This is a genomic window from Candidatus Pelagibacter sp. HIMB1709 (assembly GCF_052047635.1).
Taxonomy (GTDB): Bacteria; Pseudomonadota; Alphaproteobacteria; order Pelagibacterales; family Pelagibacteraceae; genus Pelagibacter.
Genome location: NZ_JBNAJW010000002.1, coordinates 52,207 through 78,579, shown reverse-complemented (window position 1 = coordinate 78,579; position 26,373 = coordinate 52,207). Strand labels below are relative to the sequence as shown.

The window sequence follows — 26,373 nt, the reverse complement described above, 5'->3', positions numbered from 1 at the left end:
AATAAAATTACAATATAAATATTAACTTAAGATGGCAGAGATAAATATTTCAAACATAAATAAATCTTTTGGATCTACACATGTGATTAAAGATGTATCTCTAGATATTAAAAGTGAATCTTTCACTGTATTAGTTGGACCAAGTGGATGTGGTAAATCAACAATGTTAAGAATGATTGCAGGCTTAGAGGAAATTAATTCAGGAACAATTTCAATAGACGGACAAGTTGTAAATGATCTTCCACCAAAAGAAAGAAATATAGCAATGGTCTTTCAATCTTATGCTTTATATCCACATATGACAGTTTTTGACAACATGGCTTTTGGTCTAAAGATTGAAAAAAAATCTAAAGAGGAGATTACCGAGAGAGTTATGGAGGCTGCTAAAATTCTTCAAATTGAAGAATATTTAGAAAGAAAACCAAAACAATTATCAGGAGGACAAAGACAAAGAGTTGCAATTGGTAGAGCCATTACAAGAAAACCAAAAGTATTTTTATTTGATGAACCATTGTCTAACTTAGATGCAGCTTTAAGAGTTCAGATGAGGGTAGAGCTTGCTAAATTGCATGATCAATTAAATGCAACAATGATTTATGTTACACACGATCAAACAGAAGCAATGACACTTGCAGATGATATAGTTGTATTGGATCAAGGTATTGTTTCTCAAAAAGGATCACCTTTAAAATTATACAATGAGCCTGAAAATTTATTCGTTGGGGGCTTTATTGGTTCACCAAAGATGAACTTTATTAATTCTAAAGTTATAAGCTCTAATAATTCTAGAACAGAAGTTGAAATTTCAGGACAAGGAAAAATTATTGTTCCAAAAACTTCAGACAAAGTTTCACCTGGCGATAATGTAAAGATTGGTATTAGACCTGAGCATATCTTAATAAATAAAGGTGAAAAATGTTGGGAGAGTAAGGTATTCGTTATTGAAAAATTAGGTTCTTCTACTTTTTTATATCTAGAAAAAGAGGGGGAGCCATTAGTAGTCCAAACTGATGGAGCTAGTAAAGTTGAAGTTGGTGACAGGCTTGGCTTAAGTTTTGATTTAAATCAATGTCATTTATTTGATTCTGAAAATAATGCATTTAGGTAAAAATATTGTTTGTGATTAATTAATTTATGAACTGGAATTATCCTACTACTATTTGGTTTGGAGCAGGTAAAATTGAAGATCTTACAAACGCCTGTTTGAACTTAAAAATTAAAAGTCCACTTTTTGTAACTGACAAGGATCTTTTAAATCTACCAATGACTTCAAAAGTAATTGAAAAATTAAAAAATGACTTTGATCATTTACAAGTATTTTCACAATTTTCAGGAAACCCAACTGGGAAAAATGTAATGGAAGGAGTTTCTTTATATATAGAAAAAAACTGTGATGGAGTAATTGCTTTTGGAGGAGGTAGTGCATTAGATGTTGGTAAGGGAATAGCTTTTATGTGCGGTCAAAAAAGACCTATATGGGATTTTGAGGATATAGGAGATTATTGGACAAGAGCTGATGAAAATAAAATTTCTACAATTATAGCAATTCCAACCACAGCTGGAACAGGCTCAGAAACAGGAAGGGCTTCAGCCATCATTAATGAAGAAACAGGAATAAAAAAAATAATTTTTCATCCAAAAATTTTGCCTTCTATTGTAATTTTAGATCCACATTTAACCAAAGATCTTCCACCAAGAATAACAGCTGCAACAGGTATGGATGCACTTGCTCATAATCTCGAGGCTTTTTGTGCACCTGGATTTCACCCAATGGCAGATGGTATCGCGCTTGAGGGTATGAGGTTAATTAAAAATTCATTAACAGAGGTTTATAAAAATGGTTTGAATATAGAAGCTAGATCTGAAATGTTAGCTGCCTCTAGTATGGGTTCTACTGCATTTCAAAAGGGTCTTGGTGCAATACATTCTCTAAGTCATCCAATAAATGCACAATTTGATGTGCATCATGGTTTAAGTAACGCGATATTTATGCCTTATGTTTTAACTTTCAATAAATCAGTTATTGAAAACAAGATTATATCTGTTTGTAATTATCTTAATTTAAATAATACATTTGAAAGTTTTTTAGAATGGATATTAAATTTGCGTAAAGAATTAAATATTCCTCATAAACTTTCAGATGTTATGGACTGTAATGAAATCGATTTAGAAAAACTTTCTTTAATGGCATTTGAAGATCCATCTACAGGAGGCAATCCAAAAAAAATAACAAAAGAAGATTTAAAAGAGATGTATAAAAAAAGTATTTCAGGAGAATTATTTTAATGAAGAAAATTTTGGTAGTAGAAGGTAATTTACAAGAGGAAAATCAAAGTTTTACAGAGGCAGGCATTCAAACTCATACAGAAAGCTTAAAACATAGTCTTTCTCATTTTACTGATCAATTAAATATAGATGTGGTTAATCCATCTTCAGATGAAAATATAAGCAAGAATATAGATCCACTAGAAAGTTATGATGGTCTTATTTGGGGTGGAAGTAGTTTAAATATTTATAACAAGACACCTGAAATTTTAAGACAAATAGAATTTATGAAGGAATGCCAGAAAAAAATTAAAAAAGTTTTAGCAATATGTTGGGGAATGCAAGTTGCAGTTACTGCTGCCGGTGGTGAAGTAAAAAAAGCTGAGAAGGGGTCACATCGAGGCATTGCAAGAGATATTGAAGTTAATGAAAATGGTTTAAATCATCCATTGTATAAAAACAAAAATAAAAAGTTTAATACTCCAGCATTTAATTTTGATGAAGTTGTAACTCTTCCAGAAAATTCAACACTGCTAGCTTCGAACCCAATTAATAACGTTCAAGGTTTAAATTTTAAAATTGGAAATTGTGATGTGTGGGGCCTTCAGTATCATCCAGAAATTACTTACAACAAGATGATTAACTTAATTATTTTTAGAAAAGATAGACTTATAGAACGTGGTGCTTTTAAAGACCAAAATCATATTGATGATCACATTAAAAATATAGAAATAGAAAACAAAAAATTAGATAAAATTTCCAGAATGAGAGAGTTAGAGAATTGGTTAGATTATCTTAATTTAGAATAATCCTTCAATCTCACCTTTTTCATTTAGTTTAATAGAATCTGCTGCAGGAACCCTTGGTAATCCAGGCATAGTCATGATTGCACCGCAAATAACAACAATGAACTCTGCTCCTGATGATAGTCTTACTTCTCTCACTGGCAAAGCATGACCTGTCGGTGCTCCTTTAAGATTTGGATCTGTTGAAAAACTGTATTGAGTTTTAGCAACACAAATTGGCAAATCACCATATCCAGCTTCTTCAAAGTTTTTAAGTTGATCTCTAATTTTTGTATCAGCGATTACTTCATCTGCTCTATATATTTCTTTTGCAATAGTCTCTATTTTTTTAAACAAAGGTGTTTTGCTTTCATACAAAAATTGAAATTTAGCTTCATCTTTTTCACATAATTCTGAAACATGAGCTGCTAATTCTTTTGTTCCTTCACCCCCATTTGCCCAATGAGTACATAGACTAGCTTTAACACCTAAATTATCACAAAAATCTATAAGCGCTTTTACTTCATTATCAGTATCTTTTATAAAATGATTAACAGCTACTGCTACAGGTAAACCAAACTTTTGAACATTTTGAATATGTCTTTCTAAATTTACTAACCCTTTTTTTAAAGCTTCAACATTTTCATTTTTTAAATCATCTTTAGCAACACCACCGTGCATTTTTAACGCTCTTATAGTTGCAACAATTACAACACAGCTTGGTTTTAAATTTGATTTTCTACATTTAATATCTAAGAATTTTTCTGCACCAAGGTCAGCACCAAATCCTGCTTCAGTCACTACATAGTCTGCTAATTTTAAACCAGTCTTTGTTGCAATAACTGAGTTACAACCGTGAGCAATATTCGCAAATGGACCACCATGAATAATTGCAGGATTGTTTTCTAAAGTTTGTGTAACATTAGGTCTGATAGCTTCTTTTAAAAGAACTGTCATAGGACCTTGAGCATTTAAGTCTTTTGCGTAAACTGGTTTTTTATCTCTAGTATACCCAATAGTTATATTTCCAATTCTTTTTTCTAAATCTTCCAAATCATTTGATAAGCAAAAGATTGCCATTATCTCTGATGCAACAGTGATATCAAAGCCATCTTCTCTTGGAAAACCATTTGCTATTCCACCTAAATTTATATTGATAGATCTTAATGATCTATCATTCATATCCATAACTCTTTTCCAAACAATTCTTCTAACATCGATATCAAGTTTATTTCCCCAATAAATATGATTGTCGATTAATGCTGATAATAAATTATGAGCAGAAGTAATTGCATGAAAGTCACCTGTGAAATGTAAATTAATTTGTTCCATTGGAACAACTTGAGCATAACCTCCACCAGCTGCTCCACCTTTCATACCAAAAGAAGGACCTAAGCTTGGTTCTCTAAGACACACGATAGATTTTTTTCCAATTTTATTTAAACCATCATTTAATCCAACAGAAGTTGTAGTCTTTCCTTCACCTGCTGGAGTTGGAGTAATTGCAGTTACTAAAATTAATTTTCCATCTGGTTTGTCTTTAAGTTGTTCTAAATATTCTAAATTTATTTTTGCGATGTGTCTGCCCATAGGACTAAACGCAGAGCTTTCATCAGGTACATTTATTTTTGCTAAAATATCATTTATTGGTTGCATTTTAGCTTCTCTAGCTATCTGAATATCTGATTTTACTTCGCTCATTCGTTATCCTTTATTGTAAATTTTTTTGCATAATAATTATCTTATTTGAGATTTTTCGAAACTTCTAAAATATATATATAAAAAAAATAAGAACTATTTAAATTCATTAATATAAAATTCTATCATGCAAAAGTATTCTATTTTTAGCTTAGTTAAAAATGCATTAACAGGCCATCAAAATTGGGATTTAGCTTGGAAAGATCCAAATCCTAAAGAAGAGTACGATGTTGTTATTATTGGGGGCGGAGGGCATGGTTTAGCTACCGCATATTATCTAGCTAAAGAGCATCAAATTACAAAAGTAGCTATCATTGAAAAAGGATGGATTGGCGGTGGAAATGTTGGGCGTAACACTACAATTATAAGATCTAATTATATGCATGATGAAAATGGTCTTTTCAGTGAGTTTGGAATGGATTTATGGAGAAAGATGAGTCAGGACTTAAATTACAACGTAATGTTTTCTCCAAGAGGAATTATTAATCTTGCACACTCAGATGCACAAATGAATGCATATGCAAGAAGAGGAAATTCAATGAGATTAAATGGAATTGATGCAGTTCTTTTGAATAGAGAAGAAGTAAAAGAATTAATTCCTATGGCTGACTTTTCAGATAATGTAAGGTTTCCAATTTTTGGTGGATTGATGCAACCCAGCGCTGGAACTGCTCGTCATGATGCTGTTGCTTGGGGATATGCGCGTCAAGCTGACTCAATGGGAGTAGATATAATTCAAAATTGTGAAGTTACAGGTTTTGATATTTCTGCAGGAAAAATTAAGGGGATTAGAACATCGAGAGGAAATATCAAAGCAAAGAAAGTTGGTCTATGTGTTGCAGGTAGCACAAATATTTTAGCAGAAAAATTAAATATGACTTTGCCAATTGAAACACATCTTTTACAAGCTTGTGTTTCTGAACCAGTTAAACCAGTTTTGGATAAGGTAGTTACTTTTGGTGCAGGTCACTTTTACATCAGTCAATCAGACAAGGGTGAAATGGTAATGGGTGGAGATCTTGATGGTTATAATAGTTATGCTCAAAGAGGTAATCTTCCGACCTTACAACATGTGTTAACTGAAGGAATTGCGATGATGCCATTTTTAAGTAAATTAAAAATGCTTCGTACTTGGGGTGGGATCATGGATATGTCAATGGATGGCTCTCCAATAATTGATAAAACTCACATTGAGGGTTTATATTTAAACTGTGGATGGTGTTACGGAGGCTTTAAAGCAACTCCAGCATCAGGATGGACATTTGCTCATACTATTGCTCAAGACAGAGTTCATGAATTAAATGCAGGCTATAGCTTAAACAGATTTAGTACTGGTTATCTGATTGATGAAAAAGGTCTTGGAACGAAAACTTGGATTTCATAAATGCTTCATATTAAATGCCCACATTGTGGAATGAGATCTCAAAATGAATTTTCATATGGTGGTGATGCAACTGTTAAAAGACCTGAGCTAAATAAAGAAGTTACTGATCAGGAGTGGGATAATTTTGTATATAACAGAGTAAGCCCAAGAGGAAAACATTTAGAACTTTGGCAGCATTTATCTGGTTGCAGACAATGGATTAAAGTTGAAAGAGATACCGCAACACACGAAATATTTAAAACTTATAAAGCTAACGAAGAAATTGCTTAATGACTCAGAGTTATCGAATAGAAACAGGTGGTTTAATAGATAGAAGTAAAAAAATTTCTTTTAAGTTTAACGGAGTTACTTATTTTGGGTACGAAGGAGACACTTTAGCCTCAGCTTTATTAGCAAATGGTGTACATTTGGTAGGGAGAAGCTTTAAATATCATAGACCAAGAGGGTTTTTTGGAGCAGGAGTAGATGAACCTTATGCCGTTGTACAGCTTTACAGAAATGGTGAAACGGAGCCAAATATTAAAGCAACAGAACAAGAATTATTTGAGGGCTTAGAAGCAAACAGTGTTAATTGTTGGCCAAGTGTAAACTTTGATGTTGGAGCGATAAACAATTTTTTAAAAATATTTTTACCTGCAGGTTTTTATTACAAAACTTTTATGTGGCCAAAAAGTTTCTGGTACAAAATTTACGAACCATTCATTAGGAAAGCAGCTGGTTTAGGCGTTGCATCAACTAAGCATGACAAAGAGAGGTATGAACATAAATATGAATATTGTGATCTATTGATTGCAGGCTCAGGTCCTTCTGGTTTAGCAAGTGCATATGCTGCTGCCAAAAATGGAGCTAAGGTTATTTTAGCAGAAGACAAACCAAGGTTTGGAGGATCTTTGCTTACAAACGATGTTAATATTGGAAATCAATCTGGAAAGGATTGGGCAGAAGGTATTGTTTCAGAATTAAAAGAAATGCCTAATGTAATTGTAAAAAACAGATCTCAAGTTTTTGGTTATTATGATCATAATATGTTGGTGATGTCCGAAAAGGTTAGTGATCATTTACCCAAAACTAAAAAATATCATCCAAACAAAAGACTTTGGTACATTAGAGCAAAAGAAGTTCTAATTTCCTCTGGTTCAATTGAAAGACCAATTGTTTTTGGAAACAATGATACTCCTGGTGTTATGCTTTCTTCTGCTGCAAAAGAATATTTAAAAGTTTATGGTGTCTTGGTTGGAAAAAAACCTTTAGTGTTTACAAACAATGATAGCGGTTATGAAACTGCGATTGAATTTAAAAAACATGGAATTGATCCAATTGTATTAGATTCAAGATCAAGTCCTCAATCTGAGATTATTGATGAAGCTAAAAACTTAGGAATAAATATCAAAAACTCATATGTAGTAGTTGCGGCACAAGGTTATAAAAAAGTTAAATCTGCAGATATAGCAACTATTTCAGAAGACAAAAAAACATTGGGAAAGACAGAAAATATAATTTGTGACTGCATATGCGTTTCTGGTTTTTGGACACCAACTATTCATTTAGCATCACAATCTGGAAATAAAACTAAATTTAATGAAGAGATAGACGCGTTTGTTCCAGGTGTTTCAAAACAAAATGAAACTACATTGGGTGCTGCTAATGGAATATTTTCTCTTGAGGAAACTTTAAAAACATCATTTGAGGCAGGTAATGATTTATCAAAAAAAATAACTAATGAGGAAAATAAAATTTCTATCCCAAATGTCGTAGAGAAAAAATCTTCTGTGCATGATAAGTTTTGGTGCGTTCCATTACCGAAAGGAAAAAACTATAAAAGATTTTTAGATTTTCAAAACGATGTCGCTGTTTCTGATGTAGAAATTGCTCTTAGGGAAGGATACCGTTCAATAGAGCATGTGAAAAGATATACAACTTTAGGTATGGCAACAGATCAAGGAAAAACAAGTAATTTAAACGGATTACAGCTAGTTTCCGAAATCGAAAACAAGGTAGTTCCTTCAGTTGGTCATACTACCTTTAGACCACCTTATACACCTATTTCTATAGGAGCAATTGTCGGAAGAGAGGTTGGAAAACATTCAAAACCAACTCGAAAATCTCCAATGCATTCATGGCATGAAAAAAATAATGCTGTTTTTGTAGATGCAGGAATTTGGTTAAGGCCAAGATATTATAAAAGAGGTAATGAAACTTTATTTGAAGCCTCAAAAAGAGAAGCAAAAAATGTTCGAACAAATGTTGGAGTTTGTGATGTAACAACATTAGGCAAGATTGACGTTAAGGGACCTGATGCTGCTGAGTTTTTAAATAGAGTTTATACTAATGCCTGGCTTAAACTTCCAATAGGTAAAGCAAGATATGGTGTTATGCTTAGAGAAGACGGAATTGTAATGGATGACGGAACTACTACTAGAATTTCAGAAAATCATTATCACATGACAACTACAACTGCACAAGCAGCGAATGTTCTATCTCATCTAGAGTATTACTTACAATTGGTATGGCCTGATTTAAATGTTAATGTTGTATCAACTACTGAACAGTGGGCTGGAGCTGCAATAGCAGGACCTAAATCAAGATCATTACTACAAAAGTTATTTCCTAAGAACGATGTATCCAATGAAGGACTACCATTTATGGGTTACATGGAAGGAGACTTGTTTGGAGTAAAAGCAAGAATTTTTAGAATATCATTTTCAGGTGAATTAGCTTATGAGGTAAACGTAGAATCTGACAATGGTAATTTTATGTGGGAAAAGATAATTGAGTTAGGAGAAGAATTTAACTTACAACCCTACGGTACAGAGGCCTTATCTACTCTAAGAATAGAAATGGGACATGTGGCTGGTTCTGAACTTGATGGAAGAACTATACCATATGATAATGCTTTAGAAGGATTAGTTAGTAAAAAGAAAGATTTTATTGGAAAAAGATCTTTGCAAAGAAAAGCATTTATATCTGAAGACAGACAAAGAATTGTTGGAGTTGTTCCATTGGATAAAAAAACTAGTATTCCAGAGGGTTCTCATTTAGTTAAAGATGCTAATGCGCCACTTCCAAATCCAAAACTAGGTCATATCTCTGCTTCTTGTTGGAGCGTTGAGCATGATAATCCTTTTTCCTTAGCTATACTTAAAGATGGAAAAAATATGATTGGTGAAAAACTTTTTGTGATGTCACCATTAAAAAACAAAGTTATTCCAGTTGAGATAGTTTCTTCACACTATGTTGATCCAAAAGGAGAAAGAGTTAGATCATGAGTTCTATATCAGCTTTAAAAGAAGTTCATAAAAAAGGAAATTTTGGTGATTTCAGCGAAAAAAAAGAAGATGAATTGATTAAAATTTCTGAGGTCAAGGATTTGTTAATAATTCAAATAGTTCAGTATAAAAATTCAAATTTAGCTGAAAATATTAGTATTGATGGTTTAAAATTAGATAACACGCCGTTAAATGTTAATTGTAATAATGAAACGAGAATTTTTTGGAATGGACCAAAAAATTGGCTTTTAACTTCAACAAAAAAAGAATTAATCAAAAATATTTCTGAAATTTTTATTGAAAGTGATTTTGCAGTAACTGATTTATCTCACTCAAGAGTAGTTATTCAGTTAGAGGGACCAAATGTAAAAGAAGTTTTGAAAAAAGGATGTCCTTATAATTTTAATATTTTAGAAAAAAATAATTCAATAAACTCAACATATAACGGAATAGCTTTGACCATCGATATGCTTGATAATAATCCTGAAACAGTAAGATTGTTTGCTTTAAGAAGTTTTGGAGAGTCTTTATATCACTCTGTTACAGATGCATGTTTAGAGTTTGGTTATAAATCTATCTAACAGCTCTCAATCTCTTGTAGCTATATATACACCGATTGAAGTAATCAAAAATCCAAAAACATCTAACGTGGTTAAGTTTTCATTTAAAAATAACCAGGCCATGATAGCAGAAGTTGTGGGTATTAGAAAAAATATAGATACTGTTTTACTCGCTGAGTTTTTTTTAATCAAAAACATTAAAATTGTAAAAGCACCAAATGAAACCAAGAATATTTGATGACTCATAGCTATTATAAATGTTTGAGTAAAATTAATGTAAGGTTCTGCAAACAAAAATATTATTATCAAATGAAATACACAGCCACCTATTGCTTGGTTCATGTTGCTTACTGACAGAGGTAAATTATTACTTAGTTTTTTTTGCCATAAAGTTGAAAATGTTATTGCGAGTAAAGCAATAATAGTAGCAACTAATCCAAGCGTAGGTATTTCTGAGCCTACATCAAAACCTAAAACAAATAGTGCTCCCACAAAACCTAAGAAAACTCCAATCCATTGTTTAATTGAAACTTTCTCATTTAAAATTGGTCCACTTAAAATATTTGTGAGGATAGGTTGAAGAGTTACAATCAATGCCGCTATTCCTGTTGGCATGCCTTTTGATATTGAGTAAAATACTCCACCAAGGTAAAAACCATGAAATAGAACACCACTTAAAAAAGACTCTATAAAATTTTTTCTATCAACTATAATTTTTTGTTTTCTATAAATAGAAAATAAAAAAAAACCTAAAGCTACTAATGCAAATCTAAAAGCAAGAGCTGCAAATGGTTCGCTATTATCAATTATTGGTTTTGTTGTTATAAAAGCAGAAGACCAAAGAAGAATAAAAATGAATGGAAAAATCTTAACCATTCTTATTTTACAAATTTAGTTTAATTAAGTTATTTTGTTTTGTTTCTTTACACCACATCTCATAACTTTCACATACTCTCCAAAGATGATCAAATGCTCTTTGCGATATTTCTAAAGGAAAATGGCTTTTTGTATAATAAAGTTTAGGAATTTTTATTAGAAATTTAATCATACTGTCTTTTTGAAGCTCTAGTAATCTCAAGGTTTCATTGTTAATTTTTTTACCAGTTTTGTTATCTATAAAATCGTTATTTTTAAGGTCTAATAGCCATTTATTATGAAATTCGCCTGAGCTTACAAAGTCATAATCTTTTGTGGACATAAAAATCTCAAAAGCCTGGATATTATTTATTTCTGGATTTTGAATTTTAATTTCATTTATTTTCAAATAAATAAATTCAGCAACTCTCAAAACATAAGGTTTCTCAGTTTTTGATGACATATATTATCTTTTATATTTATTCATCGCTGAATGAGCTAATATTAAATTAGGATCTAAGAAAATTTTTGAGGATTTAATATTTTTAAAAGATTTAAACGCAAAAATTGCAATAGGAAGCTCTGTGCATCCTAAAATAATTTTTTTACATTTGAGCTTAATAAGAGAATTAATTGCTGGTTTAATAGCTTTAGCAGCAGCTTTAACATTACCCATTTTCACAAGTTTAATTGCTTTATTGACAGAATTTTTTTGAAGACTTTCTGATGGTTGAACTAACTCATAATTTTTATCAAAAAACTTCGTATAAACTCCTGTTTTTAAAGTTCCTTCAGTTGCTAGCAAACCTACTTTAGAGTTTTTTTTACAATTTTTTTTAGTAAATTTAAAAACTTCACTTGGCATATTGATAATAGGAATATTTATTTTTTTTTGTAGATCATCATACCAGTAATGAGCTGTATTGCAGGGGATCACAATAAATTTACATTTATTTTTTTCAAGCAGTCTACATCCTTTAAGCAAGCTATTTAAAACTTTGTTGTATTTTATTTTACTAGTTTTATTTGTAGATTTGTTTGATAGATTTTTAGTTTGAGACCCAATAGACTCTGGTCTGCCTGGAATGTTTGATTTATTATAAAGAATAAATAAAGGATACTCTTGATCTATTTTTCCTCTATTTAAAATTGCTATTTTATTACAGAAATCAAGACCAGCTTGAGTTCCCATTCCACCTAAAATTCCAATCATAAATTTTTTTTCAATTTTTTAATCTTTAAACAAAAATTGTGTTTAAAGATTGTTTTTGAATTCTTGGTATTGGCTGAAATTTAAATATTAATATTCTTAAATAATTTTTTCCAGCCAATAGGAAGTGTGAAATTATGCAGTTTTTAAGTTAACTGCTGAAGGACCTTTAGGACCATCTTCAACATCGAAAGTCAAAGCCTGACCCTCATCTAAACCATTCATACCAGCATCTCTTACTGCTGATACGTGTACAAAAACATCTTTTTCTTTATCTTCTCTTTCAATAAAACCATAACCTTTGGTTGGATTGAACCACTTTACTTTTCCTTGTAGACTCATATTTTTCTTCTTACTTTTTGTTATTAATTTATTACTTATAATTAAGTAATATTGGCTTTCTTTAGATTTTGTTCAGTTTTGTCAACAAAATTGATTAATTTTTAGAAATTTAATTGTTTCGTTTAAATTAGCTTAGTTAAATATACTGAATTAACATCCTTTTTGTAATGCGCAAAAGGTTCACAAACATTAAAACCAGATTTTTTGAAAAGCTTTCTTGCAGGTATAAAAAAATCTCCTGCGCCAGTTTCAATACTTAATCTTTTTATTTTTAGCTTTTTAGCTTCGTTAATTAAGTGATTAATAACATCCATTCCATGACCCTTTTTTCTAAAATTGTCATGAATTCTGATTGATTTAAATTCGCCGTGGTCATTATCTAAAAATTTCAATGCACCACATCCGATCAATTTTTCTTCATCCCATAAGCTCCAAAATTTTATAGATGGTACTTTTAATCCTGGGATATCTAGAACATGAGCACTCCCTTCTGGAGAAGCCGCTCTAAGTTCTATAAAATGTTTATTTAGAAGTTCATTAACTTCAGGGTTATCAAAATTACCTTCGATTGATTTTAACATTTACTCTAAAATTGTGATGTGTCCCATTTTTCTTTTGTCTTTTACCTCTTTCTTGAGATAATCAAAGAAAAATTCATTATCTTTTAATTTTGGCAAATTTCTATAATGCAAAATTTGGTCTCCTAACAAATTAATCATTTTTGCATTTGATAGTTTTTTTAAGGGTATTTGTTCTAGTCCACAAACTGCCCTTACATGATTTTCAAATTGACTTACGTTAAAAGCATTTATGGTTAGATGACCAGAGTTATGCACTCTTGGAGCAATTTCATTCACATATAGGTTATCATTTCTATCTATAAAAAATTCTACACACAATGTTCCTATATATTTTAATTCTTCTGCAATTTGAATTGCCCATTCTTTAGATTGATTAAAAATTTTTTCACTAATCTCTGATGGTATTTTAGAGTATTTTAATATCTGATCTTCATGAGTATTTTCTATTGGTTCATAGATTTCATATTTATCTCTATCAAACCTTGTAATTATAATTGAGATTTCTTTTTTTAATTTAACTAGTTTTTCTAAAATATAACCTTTAGTGAAGTCTACATTGAGTGAGTCAAATTCATCTTTTGACTGAATTCGATATTGGCCCTTTCCATCATATCCAAGAGTTGTAGTTTTTAAAATTCCTGGCAACAAATCTTCCAAAGATTCCATATCTGATTTTTTATCTATCGAGGCATATCTTGTAGTTCTAATATTTAATTTATTTATAAAATCTTTTTCAGCCAATCTATGTTGGATCAATCTATTTACAGATGGTTTGGGCGAAACAGTTTTTAATTTATTGATTTCATTAAGAGTATTGTAAGGAATGTTTTCAAACTCATAAGTTACTAAGTCCACTTTACTTGCAAATTCCATTATCTTTTCTTTATTTTCGTAATTTCCACAAATAAATTGAGTACAAAAATTTTGAGCAGGTGCATCTTTATCGTCACAAAAAATTACAGTTTTAATTTTTAATTTTTTAGCAGCAATAGCAAGCATACTGCCTAGTTGACCACCTCCAATGATACCAAGTGTAATTTCTGACATATTATTTAGGTAATCTCTTCACTGATTTTGTTTGTAAAGTCCTAAAGTTTTTTAATTTTTTTCTCACCTTTAAATTATTATTCGCAATTATAGCAGATGCCATTAACGCTGCGTTAATAGCTCCGTCCTCTCCAATTGCAAGGCTGCCAACAGGAATTCCTTTTGGCATTTGTGCGATTGATAAAAGACTATCTAAGCCTTTTAATTTTTTACTTTCAATAGGGACACCTAAAACAGGAATATGTGTTAGAGCTGAAATCATTCCAGGTAAATGAGCCGATCCTCCAGCGCCTGCAATAATTACTCCAATATTGTTTTTTTCTGCATTTTTAGCAAATTCATACATTCTTTTTGGGGTTCTGTGAGCTGATACAATCTTTGTTTCAAATGTTACGCCCATTTTTTTAAGTATTTTCTCAGCTAGTGCCATTGTTTTGTAGTCAGATTGGCTACCCATAACAATTGACACTTTAAGTTTTATGTTTTTTTTCATGAAAATTAATCAATATGTTTATTTCAAAATAATTTAAAAATTTCAATAAAATTCATAGTATTTAAAAAACAGATTGAATAAAGTTTAGCATATTATGAATTATAAAATTGATAATTTGCAATACTGTAAATGGTCGAGAAAAATATTTGAGATTAACCGTACAGCGGGTCTTGATGCAGTACATGTCACGATAGTTTATCATGAAGATTTTGATGAATTACAAACTGAAGTAAATAAGTGGAAAATATTATTTGAAGATAATTCTGATATTATTTTTCCTGGATATGGTTTTAAAGATATTGAAAAAGCAAAAGATGAAAACAGAACTGCAATTTTTTTTGGTTTTCAAAATTGTTCTCCTATCGAAGATGATATTGGTTTAGTTGAAAAAGTTCATCAATTAGGTTGTCGATTTATGCAACTTACATATAACAACCAGTCATTGTTGGCCACAGGCTGTTATGAAAAAATTGATAGTGGAGTAACAAATTTTGGTAGAGAAGCAATTAAAGAAATGAATAGAGTAGGTATTGTTGTTGACATGTCACATTCTGCAGAAAAAAGTACATTTGATGCAATTGAAATAAGTGAAAAACCAATAGCTATTACTCATGCAAACCCATCTTTTTGGCATGCAGCAAAAAGAAATAAATCTTCAGATTTACTCAGGGCTTTAAGTGACAGTGGAGGAATTTTAGGATTATCTTTATATCCACATCATTTGAGAGATAATACAAATTGCAGTCTTGATAGTTTCTGTGAAATGGTTGCCAAGACAGCAGAAATTATGGATGTAAGTAAAATTGGAATAGGTTCAGATCTTTGTCTCGATCAACCTGATAGTGTAGTTGAGTGGATGAGAAATGGCACTTGGACTAAAACCAAAAATTATGGAGAAGGATCAAAAAATAAACCAGGCTTCCCAGAACAACCTGATTGGTTTAAGGATGCAAGAGGATTTTCAAATATAGAAATAGGTCTTAAAAAAATTGGTTTTTCTGATGATGAGACACATGGAATACTAGGAAATAACTGGTACAATTTTTATAAATCTATTTAATTTATGAAAGTACAATTAAGAGATCCTAATACCATAATGAAATTATCTCGTTTAGGTTCGTTTCATCAGTCTAAATTATCTTTTTTGAGAAGTTTTTTGAGTGAATTTAAAGATTGGGAATTTAGTAGAGATTTATTTAATTTAGATGAAAATGGATATGGTGAAGCAGTTTATTCATTTAAAAAAAATAAAAGAGTTTATTCATTAGTTTGTTTTGCAAACCAGATTAAAGATGAAGAAAGATCGGATAGAGTTATAGCTACAAAGTGGGATGCTGCCTTCACTCTCCATGACGGGGTTCCAGGTAAAAAAGATATTGAAAGATTAAAAAATGAAGTACCCAAACAGGAAGTTGGAAGGCTATCTTATAAAGAGCTAACATTATCAAGAGCAAATAAATCTGTAAGATTATTTAATCATGTAACTGAAAACTTAAGCAAAGGATTGCAGCCTGATTTAAATTTATTGTCAAAAGTTGGGTATTTATACAGAACTACAGCTGTTTATGGTTCTGGTAAATTTGGTTTAGCAGATAGATTTAGAATTAAAAATCGAGATGAAATCAACGGACCATTTAGACTGGAAATGATGTTGGTTTATCTAGTAAGACAATTTACGTTTGATCAAGTCAATCATGTCGCTTACCACATGAATCCAAAAAAGGCTGTTAAGTTAGATGAACAAATTTGTAAAAATTTAGGTATTGGTAACTCAACAGGATTGGGCATGGCACCTTTTATTGTTAATCATCCAACGTTATTAAATAATTGGATTTTATGTAGAGAAGTGGCTCTAAAAAAAATTAGAGAAATAAAAGATGTAAATAAGAATGATAGAGAGCTTTTTATCGATTGTGTAAAAAAATCACTAACTAATATTACCAGTTGGAACACAGAGAGCGAATATCAAAAAAATAAAATTAATAATTTACTAACAGACATTCAAAAATTTTTAAAATTCATTGAAACAGAGTTTAATTTTACAAGTGATTATCCATTTAATTCAATTTATGAATGGTTAGAGAAAGAAACATGTGAAGAATGCATTGAGTATGTAGTGTCTATTATGATGGAGCCATACAATGAAATTACTGACCCGTTAGTAAAAGAAATGAGTTCTGATGAAGAAAAATATTTTAATATACCTACTCATAGAACTGTTGAAGATTTAAGAAATGTTATAGTAAAAAAATATCCAAATATTTTAGAAATTAATTTTGAAAAAAAAGAAAACAATCAAAATTTTTGGTTCATCTCAAAAAACAAAGAAGAACCAAGATTAGCTGATAGATTTGAAGAACATGGTTCAGAATTAGAACAACCTTTAGCTATAGCAAGAGATATAAAAAAACTTTATGATATTTTGTCAGTTTCAAAAAATAGTCAAAGTATATCTGAATTTTTAATAAATAATTCAGATTTAAGACATGTAATTAGAAGAGCTTTTATTGTTGAAAAATTTCCTTATTCTGAAATTCAAGATAATACTATTGGCAAAAACATAATACCCATAGATATGTTAAGGTTAAAGCTATCATTTTTTGGAGCTTTAAAATTTGACCCAAGATCTGATAAATGGTTAAGAATATGCATGTTTCAAGGAGCACCACTACCACATGAATTAAAAAATTATGACGAGCAGTGGGTTTATAAAACTAATATTTAATCATGAAATCATTAAGTGAAATTGAAACTACTGTTAAAAGAGCAACGAAAGCTATTGGATATTCATGGGGAGTTGCTGAAGAAACAGCAAAGTGTATTAGACTTTTAGAATCGTTTGGTCTTCCAGGAATTAAACATATAAATGATTATTTTTGTGAACGAAAAATAAATAGTTTTGAGAATTTAAATTTAATATTAGAAAACAACATACCTTCTACAAATCCTTATTGTCCAATTGTCTTAGGAGTTAGTTTTTTAGACCAATCAAAATTTTTGGAAACACTTAAGAAAATTGAGTTAAATAACGTTGCTTACCCATCAATTTTTTTAGCTTTTTTGAGTAGGGCATCAGAAATTATTGGAAAAAAAATCCAAATAAACCTTGATAAAAAAGAAATTATTTTAAATTTAAATGTAAATATCTATTCTAATATTGCTAACTATGAATTTCCATCTGTTGCAAATCATTTGAAGATTAGTTTTTTAGAAAATATAGATAGCTTTACTGAAGAGGAGTGGAATAATTTATACAAATTGTCTGAAGATACTTTTGTTGAGGAATCTGACAGTCTAAAACAAGGTGGAGCGGGAGCAGGTTTGACAGACAATGACTGATAATTTTGATGAAATTAATAATCAAGAAAATATTGAAGATTTAAATAATATTTGTGATGAGTGTAAAGATGAAGATGAGAGTGTATCTCAAAATCTAATATTAACTGGTTTTAAAATTTGTAAATCTTGCAGAGTTTCTAAAACTATTTTTCCAATTTAGCTAATTTGATTAACTGGGAGCATATTCATTCTGCTCATTACAAAAGAAATTGACAAAAAAGCAATTATTAAAAAAGACAACAATATAATACCAAAAGATTTGAAATTAGATTTTAAATTTAAAATTTGTTTTGTAGAAATTATTAAGCCTGCAAAAATCCAGAATTGAGTAAGAAAAATTATAGGTATCATTAAATCTGGAGTTACTGCAAAAAATCTTAATAAACCTGGTGCATGAGCAAATCCAACTGCTGTTAGTACTTTTTTAAATGAAACTTTAGTCTGTTTATCTGGAAAAAGTTTAACTCCTATAACAAAAATAAAAATAGCCCATATCAACCACGTAACAATTGCAGTCAGACCCGACATTGCAACAGCAGTTTTAATTACAGTGTTTGCAGCAACGGCTCCAGCAACTCCGTCTAAAATCATTATCAATCCAGCAAAATATATTGAAGCCTCACCAAAATTTCTGTTATCAGAATAAAGTGTTTTATCTAATTTTATTGACTTAAAAACTATATTTAAAAATTCACCAAACATTAATTTTTATCTTTTTTTTTCTTTGAGCTTTGTAAGAAACGATTAATGGAAATACTATTAAAGCAATCGCAATAATAATGCAAACTGCGATTAAAAACCCTTTTGTCATCGAATTTTGGGGGAGTTTGAATAACTCCCCCTAAATAAATTTAGCCTTTTACAACTTCTCTTGTGTTAGCGTTGAAAGACTCTTTGAATGGAATATCCACTACTACAGCATCAACAGGTGTTCCTGGAGTATCTGAGTATTGTTCAGGTAGATGAACTTTAAATTTAGTTCCTACTTTTCCTTTTGGAAAACCATTTGCATTTAAATTTCCATCGAATGGTACATATCCCATTGCAATGTTTTGCTTCTTCTCAGGGTGATACCAAGGAGACGTAATAAATCCTACAGGATCTCCACCACTCTCTGGTGAAATTAACCAAAAGTCAGGCGCATAATCTTCAACTGGCTTACCACCAAATTCAAGTCCAACCAATTGAAGTTTATATGGTTTTTTTCCCTCTTTTAGTTCAGCGCCCATTTTTTCAAGAGCAGCTTTACCTACGTAGTCACCTTTTTTTTGCCATTCACCTTTTCCAGATAATGAAACTTGATAACCTAGATTACATTGGAAAGGATTATGTTGAGCATCCATATCTTGACCCCAAGAAAGAATTCCAGCTTGAATTCTTCTATGGTGCGCTGGTGCAATAACCATTAAGTTATGTGCTTTTCCAGCTGCAAGTACTGCATTCCACATATCTTCGGCATATAATGTAGAGTTTCTTAGATAGATTTCATAACCAGCTTCTCCTGAAAAACCAGATTGTGAAATTACAACATCTCTTCCTCCAACTTTTGCTTCAGCTAGTCCGTAGAAAGGCATGTTGTCAAAATCCACTTGATCTCCACACAAATCTTTCATTAGTGCTTTTGATTTAGGACCTTGTATTTGAACTGGACTCACATCAATTTCTTCAATAGTACAATCAAATCTTCCATCTGCATTTACACCCTGAAGATACATTCCAATATCAGAGTCTGATAATGAAAACCAAAATTCATCTTCAGATATTCTTAAAAGAATTGGATCATTTAAAACTCCACCATAGGCATTACATAAAATTACATACCTTGCTCTCATTGGTGAAATTTTAGTTGCATCTCTTGTGATCACGTAGTCAGTAAATTTTTCTGCATCTGGACCCTTAACTCTTATTTGTCTTTCAACAGCAACGTTCCACATTGTTACATGGTTTACGATAGCATCGTATTCAACCATCGCTCCACCATCTTCAGGTTTTACATAACCTCTTGGGTGATAAATACGATTGTATACAGTTGCTCTCCAACAACCTGCCTGCATTGATAAATGCCAATAAGGTGATTTTCTTACCCTTGTTGAAATTAACATTTCAACTTTTGTTGGCCCACTTTGTCTTAAGTTATATGGTACTTCTCTGTCTGACTGATCAACAGAAGTAACATGTTTTAATTTAGTATAGTCAAATTCATTAGACATAACTATTCTCCCTCAACCACTTGTTAGTTTCCTTCAAGCCGCCGAATGTATAAATGTGGAAGTTATCAGTGTGCGATTTAACTTTCCCAATTAAATCATTAGGGTCTTTAGGTTTCAATAAATCTAACGCCTTACTAAAATTAGATTTAAGAAAGTTTAAGGAATTTTTTGCCCCAACAATATTAGCAAATTTAATTAAGCTAGATATTTTTAAGGGCCCAGTGATTCCAACATGCACTGGCACGCTTTGTTTAGAAATAAAATCAATGATAGGCTGAGGATCTAATAACCACTGTGTTACTATATAATCAGCGTAAGGCTTTTTATCTGTCATTGCTTTTTCTAAATCTGTGTCGGATATATCAGGACTTCCTTCTGGATGTCCAGCTATTCCTATTTTCATTTTTTCAAAATAACCTGTTTCTAAAAGTTGAAATGAACTATCAAATTTTCCAAGAGGCTCTCTTCCTCCTCCAATAATTAAAGCTTGTTTCACTCCTGCATCTTTGCACCTTTTAACATAATCCTTAAGCTCATTTTCATCCCCCATAGATCTTGCCGGAAAATGTGGAACTGGATTAAATCCTTTTTTTACAAGCTCAGCTGCTTTGTCTGCTGTTTCTTTATAATCTCCTCCTGGGAGCATAGTGATATAGACATCACTTAATGGAGGTAAAGTTTCAAGATCTGTTTTTGGACCAATCTCCAAAGAAAAATTCATATTTCGGATCTTTATTGATTTTGAAATATGAGTCTAGAAAATTCGTTCGCGCTAAAATTACTTCTTAAGCTGACCTCTGTGCTTTTGAATTCTTTGACCGTACTGCTGAGTGACTCTGTCGAAGATAATTGCTAAGGCTACAATAGCTAAACCATTCATCATTCCTAATGCCAAATATTGGTTAGAAATTGCTTGTAAAATAGGCACTCCAAGACCTTTTACACCTATCATGGATGCAATCACAACCATTGCTAAAGCCATCATAATTGTTTGGTTAATCCCAGCAAAAATTGTTGGAAGTGACAATGGAATTTGAACAGATTTAAGTTTCTGCATTGGAGTTGCTCCAAACGCCTCACTTGCCTCTAAAGTTTCTTTATCTACTTCTCTAATCCCCAGATTGGTTAGCCTTACAATTGGAGGCAAGGCATAAATACAAACTGCTAAAAGTCCTGGAACTTTACCGATACCTAGAAGCATAATTATAGGAATTAAATAAACAAAACTTGGAATAGTTTGCATCATATCTAATATAGGTAAAATTGCTTTTTCTGCTCTTGAAGATTTAGACATTAAAATTCCAATTGGAATCCCAACTACAATACAAACTAAAGTTGAAACTGATATAATGGCAACTGTAGCCATACAGTTTTTCCACATACCAAAATAACCAATTATCAAAAAGCAAACAATCGTTCCAATAGTTAATTTTATACTTCTTGAACCTATCCATGCTAATATTGCAAAGACTGCAATAACGATTGGCCAAGGACTATTTACTAAAAGTTTTTCTAGCCAAATTAAAAAATATAATAGGGGATCAAAAAAACCTTCTATTCCATCACCATACGCTCGTGAAAATTCTTTAAAGCTAAAATCAATACCTTTTTTTAACTCTCTTAAGGCTGTCCTATCCATTACTGGAATTTTAGTAAAGAAATCCATAAATTTTTTTTCTAAAATCGAACCCGTTTGACAACGGGTTCGATAATTTTATTTAATTAAAGTGCTTTTTTGATTTTTGCAGCAGCGTCACTTGAAACCCACTTAGACCAAACACCCTCTTGTGTTTTTAGGAATTCAATTGCAGCGTCAGCACCTTCTGCTTGGTTTTCACCCATCCAAACTAACATACCGTTCATCACTGGACCAGGATAAGTTCTTTTTTTGAAATAATCCATACCAGAACTTCCAGCTGTGTTTTTGAAGTTATCTGTTACGATAGTGAAAACTTCTGATTTAACCCATGAAGTTTTTTTAGGGTCAGCACATTCTTGTTCTGGTAAAACTATACAGTTGTCCCAGTTATCTTTACCACCCCATTCACCCATATCTACAGCTCTCATATCATATTTTCCTATTAAAGCTGTTGGTGACCAATAGTAACCAAACCAATTTTCTCCTCTTTCAGCAGCTTTAGCAATTGAACCATCAAGTCCTGCAGCAGAACCAGTTTCAACAATTGCCCAACCTTTTTCTTCCATGCCCCAAGCTCTGAAATGGTTTCTGTTACTTAATTCACAGTTCCATCCAGGAGGGCAAATGTGGAAGCCACCCTTTGAAGGATCTTCAGGGTGAGGAAACAGATCAGGTCTTTCTAAAATTGCAGCAGCGGTTGTAAGCTCTGGATGCTTTTCTAGAGTTGCAGGTAATACCCACCAACCTTCACCTAAACCAGTGATTGGTGCTTTATTGATTGAATGCATTTTGCCTTCATCAACAGCTTTGTTCAAAGCAACTATTGCAGCGTTAGCCCAAAATTCTGGAGCAACATCTGGCTCACCTTTTTCTTGCATAGATGTAAATGTAGGCATTGTTGCACCTGGCACCAATTCCACAGAACATCCATAACCTTCTTCTAATATAATTTTATCAACTTCAGCCATAAAGTTTGCTGAGGCCCAGTTCATATTAGCGATAGTTATATTTCCACAAGCAGCATTAGCTACACTTCCAAAAGAAGTAAGACCAAAAACAACGGCTAGGGAAAGAATTATTCTTTTAATTTTCATTATATCTCCCAATATTTGATTCATTTAAAAACCAAGTTGAACATATTGAGAGAAATATTGCAAATTAAATTCAATTATAAGTTGAAGTCAAATTGTCTTTAACTATCAAATAAATTTAGTTATGGTTTTATTATGAAATTTTCAGCAAATTTTTTTTTCAAAGAGTTTGTTTATATTTTAAATTGCAAAACAGTTTTTCAGCAAATCATCATTAGAGAGTCGTAATTTTTAAGCCCTAAATTAATTTTTTAATTAATTAATTAAAGGAGGTTTATGAATTTAAATAAAAAATTATCAGACATCTTAGATCCTAAAAAAATAGAAGTTGTTAAAAATCCCATAGAAAAAGCTCATGGATTACCAAATGAATGTTATCTAAATGATGACTATTTAGAGTTTGAGAAAGAAAAAGTTTTTACAAATAATTGGACAATGATTGGAGTTGCAAGCTCTGTTCCAAATCCTGGTGATGCAAAACCTTTTAATCTTTTAGGCATACCGATATTAATAGTCAGAAATAAAGAGAACGAAGTAAAAGTTTTTCATAATGTTTGTAGTCACAGAGGTTTCAAATTAGTTGATCAAGAATGTAAATTAAAAAATGTAATTAGATGTCCTTATCATTCTTGGTCTTATGATTTTAATGGGAAATTAACTGTTACTCCTCATATAGGAGGTTTAGGAAAACATGATGTAGAAGGATTTGATAAAAATAATAGCAACCTAAAAGAAATAAAATCAAAAGTTTGGATGGATTTAATCTTCATAAATATTAATTCTAATGCAAAACCATTTGAAGAATATATTAAACCCTTAGAAGATAGATGGTCTAAGTTTATTTCTAAAAAAGATCAACAATTAATAAGACATGCTTCTGACAATGGTTACTTTAATATGACAGTAAATAGTAATTGGAAATTTGCTATTGAGAATTATTGTGAAAGCTATCACTTACCTTGGATACATCCAGAATTAAATAGAGTTTCAAATATTGCAGATCATTATCATATAGAAGATGAAAATTTTAATTTTTCTGGACAAGGAAGTAATAAATATTCACAACAGTTTGATGGAAACATAAAATTTAAATGTTTTCCAAATTGGCCAAGTGAACTTTCTGAAAAATCTGAATATGTATCACTGTACCCAAATGTGATGTTAGGAATTCATATAGATCATTTTTATGCATTTTGGTTAGAACCAATTTCAAACAATCAGACAAAAGAACATTTTGAATTATATTATATCGGAGATGAAAGCGCTTCGAGTGACGAGTTTAAAGGGATAAGAGAAAAAAATTTTGCATTTTGGCAAGAAGTTATGAACGAAGATGTAACTGCAATAGAAGGAATGCAAAAAGGTCGAAGTTCCCCAGCTTACAATGGTGGAAATTTTTCACCTGTAATGGATACTCCTACTTTGATGTTTCACAAGTGGGTTGCAACCAATTTAACTAAATGAGAGGGTAAATTATGAAAAAAGATCTTATTACAAGATTAAATGAAGGTCCAATAATGTGTGCAGAAGGATATCTTTTTGCAATGGAAAGAAGAGGTTATCTTTCAGCGGGTCCATTTGTCCCTGAAGTTGTGTTAGAGCATCCTGAAGTAGTAACTCAATTACATCGAGAATTTATCAGAGCTGGGTCAGATGTTGTTCAGGCGTTTACATATTATGGTCATAGAGAAAAACTAAGAATAATTGGCAAAGAACACTTGTTAGAACCAATGCAAAAAGGTGCTCTTAAAATTGCAAAAGATGCTGCTGCTGAATTTAAAGATTTAGATTTGATGGTTTGTGGAGATGTTGCAAACACAAACGTATTTGATCCTGGTGATGCAAATACTCATAAGCAGTGCCAACAAATGTATGAGGAGCAAGTTGCTTGGGCAAAAGAGGCTGGAGTTGATTTTGTTATTGCCGAAACAATAAGTTGGACTGATGAAATGAAAATTGCATTAAAAGCAATTAAGGATGCAGGACTGATTGCAGTGTGCAATTTTGCAATTCCAAGAGGGGATAAAACTAGAGAAGGACACAGTGCTGAGGATGCATGTAAGATGATGGAAGATCAGGGTGCTGATGTTGTTGGATTGAATTGTTATAGAGGACCAGAGATGACAATGAAACTTTTAAAAAAAGTTAGAGACAAAGTTTCATGTCATGTATCAGGGCTTCCAGTTCCTTACAGAACTACAGAGGAAGAACCTGGTTTTTTAAATATTACCGATCATGGTTGTGATTGTATTCCTGGTGGAAATGCATTCCCCGTAGCTTTAGATAATTTATTTTGCAACAGATTTGAAATGGCAGAATTTGCAAAAGAGTGTGTTCAGAATAAAATAAATTTTATTGGTATATGTTGTGGTGCCGAAGCTCATCATGTCAGAGAAATGTCTGTTGCAATTGGTAAAAAACCAATTTCAATGAAATATATGCCAGATATGAGCAAACATTTTCACCATGGAACAGATAAATCTCTAAAAAAAGTAAATAAGGAGATCAAATACTAATAACAAATATGAAGAGAAAAACTTTTTTTGATTCTAGAGACAAATATCTATCATTTGTAAACTCAACTAATGAAAAATCAAAAATTGCTTTTTATTTATTTAAAAAAATAGAAAAAATCAGTACTCGGTCACCAATTTTTAACGTTTTAGACGCGGGTACTGGTGAGGGAACAATTATATCTACTTTTTTGTCTGGTCTGCATAAATATTTGCCAAATAAACCTATATTTGTTGTAGGTAAAGAAATAAGTATCGATGATATTAATGTGCTTCTAAGTTTTTTAGGGGATAGATTTGCTGAACATAAAACTTTAATTTTTAATATTACTAACTGTAGCTATAAAGATATAAATAACTCTACATCTGAAAATGTAAAATTTGAAAAATTAGAATTAGTTGGAAAAAAAGGTATTGATTTTACTAAGATCTTAATGAGTTTAAGTCCTTATATTAGAAAAAATTGGAAATTATCTTTTAATAACAAAAATGGTTCAATTAAACCCAAGTCAAAAATTTTTTTGACAATTTACAGAAAAGATCAAAAAAAAAAATTAAAAGACTTTATACCTAGAAATATAAGTGAAATTCCAAAAAAATATGATTTTATTATTGCATCTCAATGTTTTAAGCTTCGGTCTCCTTTAACTCAGACTGTAAAAAATGTTATTAGACCTCTTTTATCTTTGTTAAATTTTAAGGGAAAAATGTTCCTTATATACTCATCAGGAAAGGATTTTACAGGATCATTTCTTAAATATTACTATCCAAGGAATGGTTTTTATAAAAATTCAGAACCCAAAAAATTAATATCTCAAATAAAAAAAAATATAGAAAAAGATAAATTTAAAATAAAACTAGAAAAACTAAAATATACCTTCAATAATTTATCTATCAATTTGAAAGAATTCTCACTAAATAATATTTTTTCTGTCTGGAATGCAATTAACTATGTGGGACAAGTTTCTGAAATAGAGCAAAAAAAAGTTTCATTTACTAAAAAAAATATAAATATTCTTCAAAAGAGATTATCCAAATTAAAAAATATTTATTTTGAAGACAATATTGTAAATTTTGAAAAAGAAAGTTTATAAA

Annotated in this window: 27 protein-coding genes; 14 read left to right on the top strand and 13 right to left on the bottom strand. The window is 31.1% G+C overall.

Annotated elements, in window-relative coordinates:
- The first annotated feature begins 31 nt into the window (after nt 1–31).
- Genes ACTTAR_RS06610 through ACTTAR_RS06600 form a run of 3 tightly spaced genes read left to right on the top strand, consistent with a single transcriptional unit; the run spans nt 32 to nt 3,074 of the window.
- The gene (locus tag ACTTAR_RS06610; RefSeq protein WP_440698073.1) at nt 32–1,108 is read left to right on the top strand and encodes an ABC transporter ATP-binding protein; all 1,077 of its coding nucleotides are present in this window, start codon (nt 32–34) and stop codon (nt 1,106–1,108) included.
- A 26-nt stretch (nt 1,109–1,134) separates the two neighbouring features.
- On the top strand, nt 1,135–2,286 hold the full coding sequence (locus tag ACTTAR_RS06605; protein WP_440698072.1) for an iron-containing alcohol dehydrogenase: 1,152 nt from the start codon (nt 1,135–1,137) through the stop codon (nt 2,284–2,286).
- Complete coding sequence (locus ACTTAR_RS06600; protein WP_440698071.1) at nt 2,286–3,074, top strand: type 1 glutamine amidotransferase; 789 nt, start codon at nt 2,286–2,288, stop codon at nt 3,072–3,074. The genes ACTTAR_RS06605 and ACTTAR_RS06600 overlap by 1 nt, the downstream gene beginning before the upstream one ends.
- Here ACTTAR_RS06600 and ACTTAR_RS06595 read toward each other — a convergent pair.
- Nucleotides 3,066–4,751, bottom strand: a complete 1,686-nt coding sequence (locus ACTTAR_RS06595; protein ID WP_440681009.1) for a formate--tetrahydrofolate ligase — start codon at nt 4,749–4,751, stop codon at nt 3,066–3,068. The genes ACTTAR_RS06600 and ACTTAR_RS06595 overlap by 9 nt on opposite strands.
- A gap of 124 nt (nt 4,752–4,875) precedes the next feature.
- Between ACTTAR_RS06595 and ACTTAR_RS06590 the strand changes: the two genes are divergently transcribed.
- The 4 genes from ACTTAR_RS06590 to ACTTAR_RS06575 are packed head-to-tail and all read left to right on the top strand — an operon-like array spanning nt 4,876 to nt 9,979.
- Nucleotides 4,876–6,132, top strand: a complete 1,257-nt coding sequence (locus ACTTAR_RS06590) for a sarcosine oxidase subunit beta family protein (protein WP_440698070.1) — start codon at nt 4,876–4,878, stop codon at nt 6,130–6,132.
- Nucleotides 6,133–6,402, top strand: a complete 270-nt coding sequence (locus ACTTAR_RS06585; RefSeq protein WP_075506172.1) for a sarcosine oxidase subunit delta — start codon at nt 6,133–6,135, stop codon at nt 6,400–6,402.
- Nucleotides 6,402–9,398 carry a sarcosine oxidase subunit alpha family protein gene (locus tag ACTTAR_RS06580; RefSeq protein ID WP_440698069.1) on the top strand — a complete coding sequence of 999 codons (2,997 nt, stop codon included), beginning with the start codon at nt 6,402–6,404 and terminating at the stop codon, nt 9,396–9,398. The genes ACTTAR_RS06585 and ACTTAR_RS06580 overlap by 1 nt, the downstream gene beginning before the upstream one ends.
- Nucleotides 9,395–9,979, top strand: a complete 585-nt coding sequence (locus ACTTAR_RS06575; RefSeq protein WP_440698068.1) for a sarcosine oxidase — start codon at nt 9,395–9,397, stop codon at nt 9,977–9,979. The genes ACTTAR_RS06580 and ACTTAR_RS06575 overlap by 4 nt, the downstream gene beginning before the upstream one ends.
- A gap of 6 nt (nt 9,980–9,985) precedes the next feature.
- Here ACTTAR_RS06575 and ACTTAR_RS06570 read toward each other — a convergent pair whose 3' ends face one another.
- The 7 genes from ACTTAR_RS06570 to purE all read right to left on the bottom strand — a co-directional run bounded on the left by ACTTAR_RS06570 (nt 9,986) and on the right by purE (nt 14,486).
- The gene (locus ACTTAR_RS06570) at nt 9,986–10,834 is read right to left on the bottom strand and encodes a DMT family transporter (RefSeq protein WP_440698067.1); all 849 of its coding nucleotides are present in this window, start codon (nt 10,832–10,834) and stop codon (nt 9,986–9,988) included.
- Between the two features lie 7 nt (nt 10,835–10,841).
- Entirely contained in the window at nt 10,842–11,276 is a 435-nt protein-coding gene (locus tag ACTTAR_RS06565) for a hypothetical protein (RefSeq protein WP_440698066.1), read from the bottom strand.
- Nucleotides 11,277–11,279: 3 nt separating this feature from the next.
- On the bottom strand, nt 11,280–12,026 hold the full coding sequence (locus tag ACTTAR_RS06560; RefSeq protein WP_440698065.1) for an aspartate/glutamate racemase family protein: 747 nt from the start codon (nt 12,024–12,026) through the stop codon (nt 11,280–11,282).
- Nucleotides 12,027–12,158: 132 nt separating this feature from the next.
- The gene (locus tag ACTTAR_RS06555) at nt 12,159–12,365 is read right to left on the bottom strand and encodes a cold-shock protein (RefSeq protein ID WP_440680997.1); all 207 of its coding nucleotides are present in this window, start codon (nt 12,363–12,365) and stop codon (nt 12,159–12,161) included.
- A gap of 122 nt (nt 12,366–12,487) precedes the next feature.
- Nucleotides 12,488–12,946: a GNAT family N-acetyltransferase gene (locus tag ACTTAR_RS06550; protein ID WP_440698064.1), complete on the bottom strand. Its 459-nt coding sequence runs from the start codon at nt 12,944–12,946 to the stop codon at nt 12,488–12,490.
- The gene (locus ACTTAR_RS06545) at nt 12,947–13,993 is read right to left on the bottom strand and encodes a 5-(carboxyamino)imidazole ribonucleotide synthase (protein ID WP_440680994.1); all 1,047 of its coding nucleotides are present in this window, start codon (nt 13,991–13,993) and stop codon (nt 12,947–12,949) included.
- A gap of 1 nt (nt 13,994) precedes the next feature.
- A complete protein-coding gene (gene purE, locus ACTTAR_RS06540) occupies nt 13,995–14,486 on the bottom strand; it encodes a 5-(carboxyamino)imidazole ribonucleotide mutase (protein WP_440680993.1) in 492 nt (163 codons plus the stop codon).
- A gap of 94 nt (nt 14,487–14,580) precedes the next feature.
- On the opposite strand from purE, the gene ACTTAR_RS06535 reads away from it, so the two are divergent.
- The 4 genes from ACTTAR_RS06535 to ACTTAR_RS06520 are packed head-to-tail and all read left to right on the top strand — an operon-like array spanning nt 14,581 to nt 17,985.
- The gene (locus ACTTAR_RS06535) at nt 14,581–15,546 is read left to right on the top strand and encodes a membrane dipeptidase (RefSeq protein ID WP_440698063.1); all 966 of its coding nucleotides are present in this window, start codon (nt 14,581–14,583) and stop codon (nt 15,544–15,546) included.
- A 3-nt stretch (nt 15,547–15,549) separates the two neighbouring features.
- A complete protein-coding gene (locus ACTTAR_RS06530) occupies nt 15,550–17,211 on the top strand; it encodes a hypothetical protein (protein WP_440698062.1) in 1,662 nt (553 codons plus the stop codon).
- Nucleotides 17,212–17,213: 2 nt separating this feature from the next.
- The gene (locus ACTTAR_RS06525; RefSeq protein ID WP_440680990.1) at nt 17,214–17,825 is read left to right on the top strand and encodes a DUF3726 domain-containing protein; all 612 of its coding nucleotides are present in this window, start codon (nt 17,214–17,216) and stop codon (nt 17,823–17,825) included.
- Complete coding sequence (locus ACTTAR_RS06520) at nt 17,818–17,985, top strand: hypothetical protein (protein ID WP_440680989.1); 168 nt, start codon at nt 17,818–17,820, stop codon at nt 17,983–17,985. The genes ACTTAR_RS06525 and ACTTAR_RS06520 overlap by 8 nt, the downstream gene beginning before the upstream one ends.
- Here the strand turns inward: ACTTAR_RS06520 and ACTTAR_RS06515 are convergent.
- From ACTTAR_RS06515 to ACTTAR_RS06495, 5 genes are all read right to left on the bottom strand, one after another.
- On the bottom strand, nt 17,982–18,527 hold the full coding sequence (locus tag ACTTAR_RS06515; protein WP_440680988.1) for a hypothetical protein: 546 nt from the start codon (nt 18,525–18,527) through the stop codon (nt 17,982–17,984). The two genes, ACTTAR_RS06520 and ACTTAR_RS06515, sit on opposite strands and share 4 nt — an antisense overlap.
- Before the next feature lie 149 nt (nt 18,528–18,676).
- Complete coding sequence (locus ACTTAR_RS06510; RefSeq protein WP_440698061.1) at nt 18,677–20,035, bottom strand: aminomethyl transferase family protein; 1,359 nt, start codon at nt 20,033–20,035, stop codon at nt 18,677–18,679.
- A complete protein-coding gene (locus ACTTAR_RS06505; protein ID WP_440698060.1) occupies nt 20,028–20,756 on the bottom strand; it encodes a methylenetetrahydrofolate reductase in 729 nt (242 codons plus the stop codon). The genes ACTTAR_RS06510 and ACTTAR_RS06505 overlap by 8 nt, the downstream gene beginning before the upstream one ends.
- Nucleotides 20,757–20,813: 57 nt before the next feature.
- A complete protein-coding gene (locus ACTTAR_RS06500) occupies nt 20,814–21,701 on the bottom strand; it encodes an ABC transporter permease (RefSeq protein WP_440614127.1) in 888 nt (295 codons plus the stop codon).
- 56 nt (nt 21,702–21,757) lie between these two features.
- Nucleotides 21,758–22,792 (bottom strand): glycine betaine ABC transporter substrate-binding protein, encoded by a 1,035-nt coding sequence (locus tag ACTTAR_RS06495; RefSeq protein ID WP_440698059.1) that lies wholly within the window; start codon nt 22,790–22,792, stop codon nt 21,758–21,760.
- Nucleotides 22,793–23,041: 249 nt separating this feature from the next.
- On the opposite strand from ACTTAR_RS06495, the gene ACTTAR_RS06490 reads away from it, so the two are divergent.
- From ACTTAR_RS06490 to ACTTAR_RS06480, 3 genes are read left to right on the top strand one after another with little or no spacing between them, the layout of a single operon-like run.
- Complete coding sequence (locus tag ACTTAR_RS06490) at nt 23,042–24,229, top strand: aromatic ring-hydroxylating oxygenase subunit alpha (protein ID WP_440680984.1); 1,188 nt, start codon at nt 23,042–23,044, stop codon at nt 24,227–24,229.
- 11 nt (nt 24,230–24,240) lie between these two features.
- Nucleotides 24,241–25,281, top strand: a complete 1,041-nt coding sequence (locus ACTTAR_RS06485) for a homocysteine S-methyltransferase family protein (protein ID WP_440698058.1) — start codon at nt 24,241–24,243, stop codon at nt 25,279–25,281.
- Nucleotides 25,282–25,289: 8 nt separating this feature from the next.
- Entirely contained in the window at nt 25,290–26,372 is a 1,083-nt protein-coding gene (locus tag ACTTAR_RS06480; RefSeq protein ID WP_440698057.1) for a hypothetical protein, read from the top strand.
- The last annotated feature ends 1 nt before the right edge of the window (nt 26,373 follow it).